Source organism: Mycobacterium sp. E1386 (genome assembly GCF_001672745.1).
Taxonomy (GTDB): Bacteria; Actinomycetota; Actinomycetes; order Mycobacteriales; family Mycobacteriaceae; genus Mycobacterium.
This window is the reverse complement of sequence record NZ_LZKH01000138.1, coordinates 29,615-41,255: the sequence shown is the minus strand read 5'-3', so window position 1 is coordinate 41,255 and position 11,641 is coordinate 29,615. Positions and strand designations below refer to the sequence as shown.

13 protein-coding genes are annotated in these 11,641 nt (G+C 64.9%); 12 read left to right on the top strand and 1 reads right to left on the bottom strand.

Going from position 1 to position 11,641, the window contains the following annotated elements; genetic code table 11:
- The 11 genes from A5709_RS14565 to A5709_RS14515 all read left to right on the top strand — a co-directional run.
- Positions 1–861: MraY family glycosyltransferase (locus A5709_RS14565; RefSeq protein ID WP_068120463.1), on the top strand; the 861-nt coding region annotated here is incomplete at its 5' end.
- A gap of 218 nt (positions 862–1,079) precedes the next feature.
- Positions 1,080–1,574, top strand: coding sequence for an ATP synthase subunit I (locus A5709_RS14560; RefSeq protein WP_067951031.1), 495 nt, complete (start codon positions 1,080–1,082; stop codon positions 1,572–1,574).
- Positions 1,567–2,322, top strand: coding sequence for a F0F1 ATP synthase subunit A (atpB, locus tag A5709_RS14555; RefSeq protein ID WP_067281249.1), 756 nt, complete (start codon positions 1,567–1,569; stop codon positions 2,320–2,322). Before A5709_RS14560 ends, atpB begins: the two co-directional genes overlap by 8 nt.
- Positions 2,323–2,406: 84 nt before the next feature.
- The gene (locus tag A5709_RS14550; RefSeq protein WP_024636915.1) at positions 2,407–2,655 is read left to right on the top strand and encodes a F0F1 ATP synthase subunit C; all 249 of its coding nucleotides are present in this window, start codon (positions 2,407–2,409) and stop codon (positions 2,653–2,655) included.
- 9 nt (positions 2,656–2,664) lie between these two features.
- Complete coding sequence (locus tag A5709_RS14545) at positions 2,665–3,198, top strand: F0F1 ATP synthase subunit B (RefSeq protein WP_067951029.1); 534 nt, start codon at positions 2,665–2,667, stop codon at positions 3,196–3,198.
- Positions 3,199–3,204: 6 nt separating this feature from the next.
- The gene (locus tag A5709_RS14540; protein ID WP_068120461.1) at positions 3,205–4,545 is read left to right on the top strand and encodes a F0F1 ATP synthase subunit B/delta; all 1,341 of its coding nucleotides are present in this window, start codon (positions 3,205–3,207) and stop codon (positions 4,543–4,545) included.
- Positions 4,546–4,603: 58 nt separating this feature from the next.
- A complete protein-coding gene (atpA, locus tag A5709_RS14535) occupies positions 4,604–6,280 on the top strand; it encodes a F0F1 ATP synthase subunit alpha (RefSeq protein ID WP_068012684.1) in 1,677 nt (558 codons plus the stop codon).
- A 6-nt stretch (positions 6,281–6,286) separates the two neighbouring features.
- Positions 6,287–7,195, top strand: a complete 909-nt coding sequence (locus A5709_RS14530; protein ID WP_067951025.1) for a F0F1 ATP synthase subunit gamma — start codon at positions 6,287–6,289, stop codon at positions 7,193–7,195.
- Positions 7,196–7,217: 22 nt separating this feature from the next.
- Positions 7,218–8,684 (top strand): F0F1 ATP synthase subunit beta, encoded by a 1,467-nt coding sequence (gene atpD, locus A5709_RS14525; protein ID WP_067951023.1) that lies wholly within the window; start codon positions 7,218–7,220, stop codon positions 8,682–8,684.
- Between the two features lie 35 nt (positions 8,685–8,719).
- On the top strand, positions 8,720–9,085 hold the full coding sequence (locus tag A5709_RS14520; protein ID WP_067951021.1) for a F0F1 ATP synthase subunit epsilon: 366 nt from the start codon (positions 8,720–8,722) through the stop codon (positions 9,083–9,085).
- A 17-nt stretch (positions 9,086–9,102) separates the two neighbouring features.
- On the top strand, positions 9,103–9,546 hold the full coding sequence (locus A5709_RS14515) for a DUF2550 domain-containing protein (RefSeq protein ID WP_082953607.1): 444 nt from the start codon (positions 9,103–9,105) through the stop codon (positions 9,544–9,546).
- A 15-nt stretch (positions 9,547–9,561) separates the two neighbouring features.
- On the opposite strand, the gene A5709_RS14510 is transcribed toward A5709_RS14515, so the two are convergent.
- Positions 9,562–10,146 (bottom strand): cob(I)yrinic acid a,c-diamide adenosyltransferase, encoded by a 585-nt coding sequence (locus tag A5709_RS14510; RefSeq protein WP_068120459.1) that lies wholly within the window; start codon positions 10,144–10,146, stop codon positions 9,562–9,564.
- Positions 10,147–10,286: 140 nt separating this feature from the next.
- On the opposite strand from A5709_RS14510, the gene murA reads away from it, so the two are divergent.
- On the top strand, positions 10,287–11,540 hold the full coding sequence (murA, locus tag A5709_RS14505; protein ID WP_067951017.1) for a UDP-N-acetylglucosamine 1-carboxyvinyltransferase: 1,254 nt from the start codon (positions 10,287–10,289) through the stop codon (positions 11,538–11,540).
- The last annotated feature ends 101 nt before the right edge of the window (positions 11,541–11,641 follow it).

Sequence of the window (11,641 nt, the reverse complement as noted above, 5' to 3'; positions counted from 1 at the left end):
ATGGGCATCGGCCTCATCGACGATCGTTGGGGGCTCGACGCCCTGACGAAGTTCGCCGGCCAGATCACCGCGGCCAGCGTGCTGGTCACCATGGGCGTGGCCTGGAGCGTCCTCTACATCCCGATCGGCGGTGTCGGCACCATCGTGCTGGACCAAGCCTCGTCGATCCTGCTCACGCTGGCGCTCACGGTGTCCATCGTCAACGCGATGAACTTCGTCGACGGACTCGACGGACTGGCCGCGGGGCTCGGACTGATCACCGCGCTGGCGATCTGCATGTTCTCGGTCGGCCTGCTGCGTGATCATGGCGGCGATGTCCTCTTCTATCCGCCCGCCGTGATCTCCGTCGTGCTCGCGGGGGCTTGTCTGGGCTTCCTGCCGCACAACTTCCACCGCGCCAAGATCTTCATGGGCGACTCGGGGTCGATGCTGATCGGCTTGATGCTCGCCGCGGCCTCCACCACCGCCGCCGGCCCCGTCTCGCAAAACGCCTACGGTGCGCGCGACGTGTTCGCGCTGCTGTCGCCGTTCCTGCTGGTGGTCGCCGTCATGTTCGTGCCGATGCTCGATTTGCTGCTGGCGATCGTGCGCCGCACCCGCGCGGGCCGCAGCGCGTTCAGCCCCGACAAGATGCACCTGCACCACCGGTTGCTGCAGATCGGCCATTCGCACCGCCGGGTGGTGTTGCTGATCTACCTCTGGGTCGGCATCGTCGCGTTCGGCGCCGCCAGCACGATCTTCTTCAATCCCCGCGATACCGCCGCGGTGATGCTGGGCGCGATCGTGGTCGCCGGCATCGCGACGGCGATCCCGCTCCTGCGCCGTCGGGACGAGTACGCAGACGAGGACTACGACAGCTAGTAGTAGTGGCCTTCTCCATATGGTACGGTGCAGGTAGAACCCCAAAAAGCCGCACAGAATGCCGGTCCATCGGACGCAGATCCGATTGGGTCGGCTGGGGATTCACGTCGGGAGATACCCCTTGGGTGATTCCACTGTGACGTGCGATACGCTCGGCGGGCCACCGATCAGTCGGTCGGGGGACTCCCGCTTCACCAACTTGGGATTGAGGTGCTGCAGTGACGACACCAGCGCAGGACGCGCCGTTGGTGTTTCCCTCTGTTGCCTTCCGCCCGGTCCGCCTGTTCGTCCTCAGCATTGCGGTCACTGCGGTGGCAGTCGTCGTCGCCGGCCTGACCGGTCACCTGATGGTCGGTGTCTTCTTCGGCGTCGGGCTGCTGCTCGGTTTGCTCAACGCCCTTCTGGTGCGCCGTTCGGTCGCGTCGATCACCGCGAAAGAGCACCCGCTGAAAAGCACGATGGCACTCAATTCTGCCACCCGGCTTGCCATCATCACGATCATCGGGCTGATCATCGCCTACATTTTTCGGCCCGCCGGCCTGGGTGTCGTGTTCGGGCTGGCGCTTTTCCAGGTCTTGTTAGTGGCATCGACGGCGCTTCCGGTCTGGAAGAAGCTGCGTGCCGGTGACTGGGCGGACGCCCATCCCGCGGACGGAGGCGGCTTGACGGCGGGAGCGGAAGGAACGGAAGGAAGAGGCAGCAGCGATGACTGAGACGACGTTCCTGGCCGCCGCGATCGAAGTTGGTGAGCACAACCAGGCCAAATGGCTCGGGCTTACGGTCAACACCGACACCATCCTGTCGACCGCGATCGCCGCGGTGATCGTGCTGGCGCTCGCCTTCTTCCTGCGGGCGAAGATCACCTCCACCGGGGTCCCCAGCGGTGTGCAGCTGTTCTGGGAGGCCATCACCGTCCAGATGCGCGATCAGATCGAGAGTGCGGTCGGGATGCGGATCGCGCCGTTCGTGTTGCCGCTGGCCGTCACCATCTTCGTGTTCATCCTGATCTCCAACTGGCTGTCGGTGCTCCCGCTGCAGTACACCGACAAGTCCGGGCACACCACCGAACTGCTGAAGTCGGCGGCCGCGGACATCAACTACGTTCTGGCGCTGGCCCTCTTCGTGTTCGTCTGCTATCACGTGGCGGGCATCTGGCGCCGCGGCATCGTCGGCCACCCGCTCGCCGTGCTCAAGGGTCACGTGGCGTTCCTGGCCCCGATCAACCTCGTCGAAGAGCTCGCCAAGCCGATCTCGTTGTCGCTCCGACTTTTCGGCAACATCTTCGCCGGCGGCATCCTGGTCGCGCTGATCGCGCTCTTCCCGCCGTACATCATGTGGGCGCCCAACGCGATCTGGAAGGCCTTCGACCTGTTCGTCGGGGCGATCCAGGCGTTCATCTTCTCGATCTTGACCATCCTCTACTTCAGCCAAGCCATGGAGATCGAGGAACATCATGACTGAGTCCACCATGAATCGCTTTGTCCCACACACCATTACAGAGGCCTGGTAGACCGCTACCAGCTATCAAGGAGGATAAGAATGGCTCTGGACCCCCAAGTCGCTGCCGCTGCGCTCATCGGCGGTGGACTCATCATGGGCGGTGGCGCGATCGGCGCCGGTATCGGTGACGGTATCGCCGGTAACGCGCTGGTCTCCGGCATCGCCCGGCAACCCGAGGCGCAAGGCCGGCTGTTCACGCCGTTCTTCATCACCGTCGGTCTGGTCGAGGCGGCCTACTTCATCAACCTGGCGTTCATGGCGCTGTTCGTCTTCGCCACACCCGTCGGCACCTAGTTCGCTGTGATGGGTGACGCGAGTCTGAGCGTTCTGGCATCCAGCCAGGTTGTGGCAGAGGGAGGCAACAACTTCCTCGTTCCCAACGGCACCTTCTTCTTCGTGCTGGCCATCTTCTTGATTGTGCTGGCCGTCATCGGCACCTTCGTCGTGCCGCCGGTCATGCGGGTGTTGCGCGAACGCGACGCCATGGTTGCCAAGACGGCCGCCGACAACAAGAAGGCGGCCGAGCAGTTCGACGCCGCCAAGGCCGACTACGAAGAGGCCCTGACGGAGGCGCGGGTCAAGGCGTCGTCGCTGCGCGACAATGCCCGCGCCGAGGGCCGTAAGGTGGTCGAAGACGCGCGCGCCAGTGCCGAGCAACAGGTGATGTCGACGTTGCAAATGGCCTCCGAGCAACTCAAGCGGGAGAGAGACGCCGTGGAGCTGGATCTGCGCGCCAACGTGGCGGCCATGTCGGCGACGCTGGCCAGCCGGATCCTCGGCGTCGAGGTGGCCCCGGCCACCGCGGCAACATCGGCAACCGGGAAATCTGGACGGTAATCGCGTATGTCGACATTCATCGGGCAGTTGATCGGTTTCGCGGCCATCGTGCTTTTGGTCATGCGTTACGTCGTGCCGCCGGTACGTCGTCTGATGGCCGCCCGCCAAGAGACCGTGCGCCAACAGCTGAAAGACTCTGCGGCAGCGGCAGATCGGTTGAGCGAGTCGACCACGGCCCACAGCAACGCGGTGGAATCCGCCAAGACCGAAGCCGAGCGGCTCGTCGAAGAAGCCGAGACGGACGCCGGCCGCATCGCCGAACAGTTCCGGACCCAGGCCGGCGTCGAGTCCGAACGCATCACCGCGCAGGGTGCCCGCCAGGCCGACCTGCTGCGCACCCAGCTGAGCCGCCAGCTTCGCCTGGAGCTCGGTCACGAGGCGGTGCGTCAGGCGGGCGAGCTGGTGCGTAACTACGTCGCCGACCCCGCGCAACAAGCGGGTACCGTCGATCGCTTCCTGGACGACCTCGAAGCGATGGCCCCGGCACCCGCGGAGGTCCAATACCCGCTGCTGGCGAAGATGCGCTCCGCCAGTCGGGTGGCGGTTGCCAGCCTGGCGGAGCGGTTCAGCGACATAGCCAAAAACCTTGACAATAAGGCGCTTTCCAGCCTGTCCGCCGAGCTGGTTTCGGTCGCCGAAATGCTGGACCGGGAGATCGTTGTCACCCGGTACCTGACCGTGCCCGCCGAGGATGCGGCGCCCCGGATCCGGCTGATCGAGCGGCTGGTCTCGGGCAAGGTCGCCGATGCCACGCTCGACGTTCTGCGGATGGCCGTCTCGGAGCGTTGGTCGGCCAACTCCGATTTGGGCGACGCGATCGAGCACATCTCGCGCCAGGCCTTGCTCGAGGTCGCCGAACGCGAGGACAAGGTCGACGACGTGGAAGACCAGTTGTTCCGGTTCTCCCGCATCCTGGACGCACAGCCCCGGCTCGGGATCCTGTTGGGCGACTACGGCGTTCCGGTGGAAGGCCGAATCGACCTGCTTCGCAAGGTTCTTGACAGTGCCAGCGCCCGGGTCGACCCGATCGTCGTGGCGCTGCTGACCCAAACCGTCCAACTGCTCAGGGGCGAGTCCGCCGAGGAGGCCTTCCAGTTCCTGGCGAAAGTCGCGGTGGCGCGCCGCGGCGAGATCGTCGCGCGGGTCAGTGCGGCGGCCGACCTCAGCGACGCCCAACGATCTCGCCTCACCGACGTGCTCGGCCGTATCTACGGCCATCCGGTGACGGTGCAGCTGCAGGTCTCCGACGAACTGCTCGGCGGTCTGCTCATCTCCGTGGCAGACGAAGTGATTGACGGGACACTCGCTTCTCGCCTCGCCGCAGCGAAGGCGCAACTGCCGGACTGACACCAACCACCTACCACAACCACACGCGAACGAAGATCAAGTAGGAAGACGAAAAGCCATGGCCGAGTTGACAATCTCCGCTGATGACATCCAGAGCGCCATCGAGGAGTATGTAGGCTCTTTCACCTCCGACACCTCCCGCGAAGAGGTCGGTACCGTCGTCGAGGCCGGGGACGGCATCGCGCACGTCGAAGGCCTGCCCTCCGTCATGACCCAGGAGCTGCTCGAGTTCCCGGGCGGGGTCCTGGGCGTCGCATTGAACCTCGACGAGCACAGCGTCGGTGCGGTGATCCTGGGTGACTTCGAGAAAATCGAAGAGGGCCAACAGGTCAAGCGCACCGGCGAGGTCCTGTCCGTCCCCGTCGGCGACGCGTTCCTGGGCCGCGTCGTCAACCCGCTCGGCCACCCCATCGACGGCCGGGGAGACATCGACACCGACACGCGCCGCGCGCTGGAGATCCAGGCGCCGTCCGTGGTGCAGCGGCAGAGCGTGAGCGAGCCGCTGCAGACCGGCATCAAGGCCATCGACGCGATGACCCCGATCGGTCGCGGTCAGCGGCAGCTGATCATCGGCGACCGCAAGACCGGCAAGACCGCCGTCTGCGTCGACACCATCCTCAACCAGCGGGAGAACTGGGAAAGCGGCGACGAGAAGAAGCAGGTCCGCTGCGTCTATGTGGCGATCGGCCAGAAGGGCACCACGATCGCCTCGGTCCGTCGGGCGCTCGAAGAGGGTGGCGCGATGGACTACACCACCATCGTCGCTGCCCCGGCTTCCGACTCCGCCGGCTTCAAATGGCTTGCGCCGTACACGGGTTCGGCGATCGCCCAGCACTGGATGTACGACGGCAAGCATGTGCTGATCGTCTTCGACGACCTGAGCAAGCAGGCCGAGGCGTACCGCGCGATCTCGCTGCTGCTGCGCCGCCCGCCGGGTCGCGAGGCCTACCCCGGTGACGTGTTCTACTTGCACTCGCGGCTGTTGGAACGCTGCGCGAAGCTCTCCGACGACCTCGGGGGTGGCTCGCTGACCGGTCTGCCGATCATCGAGACCAAGGCGAACGACATCTCGGCCTACATCCCGACCAACGTCATCTCGATCACCGACGGCCAGTGCTTCCTGGAGTCCGACCTGTTCAACCAGGGTGTCCGGCCGGCCATCAACGTTGGTGTGTCGGTGTCCCGCGTGGGCGGTGCGGCGCAGATCAAGGCCATGAAAGAGGTGGCCGGGTCGCTGCGTCTGGACCTGTCGCAGTACCGCGAACTCGAGTCGTTCGCGGCCTTCGCTTCGGACCTGGACGCGACGTCCAAGGCGCAGCTGGAGCGCGGTGAACGGCTGGTTGAGCTGCTCAAGCAACCGCAATACCAGCCCATGCCGGTTGAGGAGCAGGTGGTTTCGATCTTCCTGGGCACCGGCGGTCACCTGGACTCCGTGCCGGTGGAAGACGTCAGGCGCTTCGAAACCGAGTTGCTGGACCACATGCGGGCGTCGGAAGAGAAGTTCCTGGCCGGTGTCCGCGACAGCGGAAAGCTCTCCGAAGAGGGCGAGAACCAGCTGACCGAGATCATCAACAACTTCAAGAAGGGCTTCGCTGCCACCGGCGGTGGATCGGTGGTGCCCGACGAGCACGTCGAGCCTTTGGACGAGGAGGATCTCGAAAAGGAGTCGGTCCAGGTCAAGAAGGAGAAGCCGAAGGACAAGAAGGACTCCAAGAGCGGTAAGGACAAGAAGTAGCTAACAATGGCTGCAACACTTCGCGAACTACGCGGTCGAATTCGTTCGGCAGGGTCGATCAAAAAGATCACCAAGGCCCAGGAGATGATCGCGACATCGCGCATCGGTAAGGCGCAGGCTCGGCTGGAAGCCGCTAGGCCCTATGCGTTTCAGATCACCGCGATGTTGACCACGCTGTCGTCCGAAGCCGCCCTCGATCACCCTCTGCTGGTCGAGAGAGAAGAACCCAAGCGGGCCGGCGTTCTGGTGGTGTCCTCCGACCGCGGATTGTGCGGGGCGTACAACTCCAGCATCTTCCGCCGGGCCGAGGAGTTGTTCTCGCTGCTGAGGGAGGAAGGCAAGACGCCGGTCGTGTACACGGTCGGCCGGAAGGCGCTGAACTACTTCAAGTTCCGCAACTGGGACATCACCGAATCGTGGACGGGCTTCTCCGAGCAGCCCAGCTACGAAAACGCCGCGGAGATCGCTTCGACTCTCGTCGAGACGTTCATGAAGGGTGCGGGCGACGACGAGTCATCGGACGACCAAGGCGTGGACGAACTGCACATCGTCTACTCGGAGTTCAAGTCGATGATGTCGCAGGCAGCGGTGGCCCACCGCATCGCCCCGCTGGTCGTGGAATATGTCGAGGACACCGAGGAACTTCATACGCTGTATTCGTTCGAGCCAGACGCGACAACGCTTTTCGAGTCGTTGCTGCCGCGGTATGTGACGACCCGCGTCTACGCCGCGCTACTCGAATCGGCGGCATCGGAGCTCGCGTCGCGCCAACGAGCGATGAAGTCGGCAACCGACAACGCGGACGACCTGATCAAAGAGCTGACGCTGATGGCGAACCGCGAGCGGCAGGCTCAGATCACCCAAGAGATCAGCGAAATCGTCGGCGGTGCAAACGCACTCGCCGACGCCAAGTAGCACACGAGGAAGAAGAAAAAACATGGCTGCTACTACCGAAGCAACAGAAAAGACCGATAAGTCCACCAACTCCGAGACCAGCGGCCGCGTGGTACGAATCACCGGGCCCGTGGTCGACGTCGAGTTCCCGCGTGGATCCGTTCCTGAACTGTTCAACGCGCTCAACGCCGAGATCACGTTCGAGGAACTCAAGAAGACCCTCACGCTGGAGGTCGCACAGCACCTCGGCGACAACCTGGTTCGCACCATTTCGTTGCAGCCCACCGACGGCCTGGTCCGCGGCGTCGAGGTGACCGACAGCGGCAAGCCGATCTCGGTACCGGTCGGCCAAGAGGTGAAGGGTCACGTCTTCAACGCGCTCGGAGACTGTCTGGACAAGCCGGGCTACGGCGAGGACTTCGAGCACTGGTCGATCCACCGCAAGCCCCCGGCGTTCGAAGAGCTCGAGCCCCGCACCGAGATGCTCGAAACCGGTCTCAAGGTCGTCGACCTGCTCACCCCGTACGTGCGCGGTGGCAAGATCGCGCTGTTCGGCGGTGCCGGCGTGGGCAAGACGGTGCTCATCCAGGAGATGATCAACCGTATCGCCCGAAACTTCGGTGGTACTTCGGTTTTCGCCGGCGTGGGCGAGCGCACCCGCGAGGGCAACGACCTCTGGGTCGAGCTCAAAGAAGCCGACGTGCTCAAAGACACCGCGCTGGTGTTCGGTCAGATGGACGAGCCGCCCGGCACCCGTATGCGGGTGGCGCTGTCGGCGCTGACGATGGCGGAGTGGTTCCGCGACGAGGCCGGCCAGGACGTGCTGCTGTTCATCGACAACATCTTCCGCTTCACCCAGGCGGGTTCCGAGGTGTCGACACTGCTCGGCCGCATGCCGTCGGCCGTGGGTTACCAGCCGACGCTGGCCGACGAGATGGGCGAGCTGCAGGAGCGCATCACGTCGACGCGCGGCCGCTCGATCACGTCGATGCAGGCGGTCTACGTGCCCGCCGACGACTACACCGACCCCGCGCCGGCGACGACGTTCGCTCACCTGGACGCGACGACCGAGCTGTCGCGCTCGGTGTTCTCCAAGGGAATTTTCCCCGCGGTGGACCCGCTGGCATCGAGCTCGACCATCCTGGACCCGAGCGTCGTCGGTGACGAGCACTACCGGGTGGCGCAGGAGGTCATCCGAATCCTGCAGCGGTACAAGGACCTCCAGGACATCATCGCCATCCTCGGTATCGACGAGCTGTCGGAAGAAGACAAGCAGCTCGTTCAGCGCGCACGACGCATCGAGCGGTTCCTCTCGCAGAACATGATGGCGGCCGAGCAGTTCACGGGTCAGCCGGGTTCGACGGTGCCGCTGAAGGAGACCATCGAGGCGTTCGACCGTCTGACCAAGGGCGACTTCGACCACATACCGGAGCAGGCGTTCTTCTTGATCGGCGGCCTCGACGACTTGGCCAAGAAGGCCGAAGGCTTCGGCGCCAAGTTGGATTCCTGAGGCGTGAGTGAATCGGCTCTGAAAGGCTCTGTGGCATGGCTGAATTGAACGTTGAGATAGTCGCGGTCGACCGGAAGATATGGTCGGGCGAGGCAACGTTTCTGTTCACCCGCACCACCGTCGGTGAAATCGGCATTCTGCCCAGGCATATCCCGGTTGTCGCCCAGTTGGTCGACGATGCGATGGTGCGCGTCGAGCGCGAAGGCGAAGACGATCTGCGGGTCGCCATCGAAGGTGGGTTTCTGTCGGTCACCGAGGAGACGGTGACGGTCCTGGCCGAGTCTGCCGCCTTCGAATCCGAGATCGACGAAAGCGCCGCCAGGGAGGAATCCGAGTCCGACGACCCGCGCATCGCGGCGCGGGGGCGCGGCAGGTTACGCGCCGTCGGCGCAATCGACTAGCCGCCTCGGAGAAGACAGTGAGCGCGCCCATGATCAGCATGGTCGCGCTCGTTGTCGTCTTGGCGGGCGCGGTCGTCGCGCTGAGCTATCGGTTGTGGAAGCTGCGCCAGGGCGGCACGGCGGGAATCATGCGGGACATCCCCGCGGTCGGAGGTCACGGCTGGCGTCACGGCGTGATTCGGTACCGCGGCGGCGAGGCGGCGTTCTACCGACTGTCCAGCCTGCGATTATGGCCGGACCGTCGAATCAGCCGCAGGGGAGTGGAGATCGTCGCCCGGCGTGCGCCGCGCGGCGACGAATTCGACATCATGACCGACGAGATCGTCGTGGTGGAGCTGCGCGATACGACCCAGGACCGCAGGACCGGTTACGAGATCGCGCTGGACAAGGGCGCTTTGACGGCCTTCCTGTCCTGGCTGGAGTCCCGTCCGTCACCACGCGCTCGTCGCCGCAGCGTTTAAGCCCTGCGCCGCAGGCTAACCCGCGCTCGGTCTGCCTCCGCCGGGCTTCCACAACACGTCGCCGTCGGGGTTTGCCGCGCGCGCCAGGATGAAAAGCAGATCCGAGAGGCGGTTCAGGTATTTCGCCGGAAGCACGTTGATCTGCTGCGGCGTGGCATCGATCGCCGCCCACGCCGAGCGCTCCGCTCGACGGACGATGGTGCGGGCGACGTGCAACATTGCCGACAACGGCGAACCGCCCGGCAGCACAAAGGAATTCAGCGTGGCCAGGTGCTCGTTATATTTGTCACACCAGCCCTCCAGTCGATCGATGTAGGGCTGGGTGATTCGCAGCGGGGGATATTCGGGGTTTTCCACCACCGGGGTCGACAGGTCAGCGCCGGCGTCGAACAGATCGTTCTGGATCTGCCGCAGCACGCCCGCGATTTCCTCGTCGGGCTGCCCCATCGCGATCGCGACGCCGATCGCCGAGTTGGCCTCGTCGCAATCGGCGTACGCGACCAGGCGAGGGTCGTTCTTGGAGACCCGCGAGAAGTCACTCAATCCCGTCGTGCCGTCGTCACCGGTTCGCGTATAGATGCGGGTCAGGTGTATCGCCATGAGCAAAACGGTACTGCGCCCGGGGTAGGCATGGAGGCTCGGCTCGATTGCCCGTCTCCTGTTCACTCCGCCGCACGGAGCGCATCGTCGCCGAGCTGGGCTGACTGACAAGCCGATACCGCTTCACTAGACTGACGCGGGTGGCTGAGCGATTCGTGGTGACCGGCGGCAACCGGTTGTCCGGCGAAGTCGCAGTGGGCGGCGCCAAAAACAGTGTGCTCAAGCTGATGGCCGCGACCCTGCTGGCCGAAGGCACCAGCACCATCACCAACTGCCCCGACATCCTCGATGTGCCTTTGATGGCCGAGGTGTTGCGTGGGCTCGGTGCCACCGTCGAGCTCGACGGCGACGTCGCCCGCATCACCTCGCCCGACGAGCCGAAATACGACGCCGATTTCGCCGCGGTGCGCCAGTTCCGCGCATCGGTCTGCGTGCTGGGTCCGCTGGTCGGCCGGTGCAAGCGGGCCAGGGTTGCGCTGCCGGGCGGTGACGCGATCGGGTCTCGTCCGCTCGACATGCACCAGTCGGGCCTGCGCCAACTGGGCGCGCAATGCAACATCGAGCACGGCTGCGTCGTCGCCCAAGCCGACACGTTGCGCGGTGCGGAGATTCAGCTGGAGTTCCCGTCGGTGGGAGCCACCGAGAACATCCTGATGGCCGCCGTCTTGGCCGAGGGCGTAACCACGATCCACAATGCGGCGCGCGAGCCCGATGTCGTGGACCTGTGCACCATGTTGAATCAAATGGGCGCGCAGGTCGAAGGTGCGGGTTCGCCGACCATGACCATCACCGGCGTTCCCCGGCTACACCCGACCGAGCACCGCGTGATCGGGGACCGCATCGTCGCCGCCACGTGGGGCATCGCGGCCGCAATGACCCGAGGCGACATTTCGGTGACGGGCGTCGACCCGGCCCACCTCCAGGTGGTGCTGCATAAACTGCACGACGCCGGCGCGACGGTGACCCAAACGGACGACAGCTTCCGGATCACGCAGTACGAACGCCCCAAAGCCGTCAACGTCGCGACGCTGCCGTTCCCCGGGTTCCCGACCGACCTGCAGCCGATGGCGATCGCCCTGGCGTCCATCGCCGACGGCACGTCGATGATCACGGAAAACGTTTTCGAGGCGCGCTTCCGCTTCGTCGAAGAAATGATCCGGTTGGGCGCCGACGCCCGCACGGACGGTCACCATGCCGTCGTACGTGGACTGCCGCAATTATCGAGCGCCCCGGTGTGGTGTTCGGACATTCGGGCCGGCGCCGGCCTGGTGCTGGCGGGGCTCGTCGCGGACGGTGACACCGAGGTCCACGACGTCTTCCACATCGATCGCGGCTACCCCTTGTTCGTCGAAAACCTGGCGATTTTGGGAGCGGAGATCGAGCGGGTAGAGTAACCAAAGTCAGTGCCCCGCAGGGCCGGTCGCCACACCAGGCGGTCGACACCCCGGGCGCTTGACTCCCTCGCTGGATTGGTACTAGCCTGGCACGGCTGCTC

Coding starts and splice junctions, on each gene's coding strand:
- A5709_RS14510 (WP_068120459.1), bottom strand. CDS start 10,146: ATGGCGATACACCTGACCCGCATCTATACGCGAACCGGTGACGACGGC.
- A5709_RS14540 (WP_068120461.1), top strand. CDS start 3,205: ATGTCGACATTCATCGGGCAGTTGATCGGTTTCGCGGCCATCGTGCTT.
- A5709_RS14545 (WP_067951029.1), top strand. CDS start 2,665: ATGGGTGACGCGAGTCTGAGCGTTCTGGCATCCAGCCAGGTTGTGGCA.
- A5709_RS14530 (WP_067951025.1), top strand. CDS start 6,287: ATGGCTGCAACACTTCGCGAACTACGCGGTCGAATTCGTTCGGCAGGG.
- atpD (WP_067951023.1), top strand. CDS start 7,218: ATGGCTGCTACTACCGAAGCAACAGAAAAGACCGATAAGTCCACCAAC.
- atpB (WP_067281249.1), top strand. CDS start 1,567: ATGACTGAGACGACGTTCCTGGCCGCCGCGATCGAAGTTGGTGAGCAC.
- A5709_RS14520 (WP_067951021.1), top strand. CDS start 8,720: ATGGCTGAATTGAACGTTGAGATAGTCGCGGTCGACCGGAAGATATGG.
- atpA (WP_068012684.1), top strand. CDS start 4,604: ATGGCCGAGTTGACAATCTCCGCTGATGACATCCAGAGCGCCATCGAG.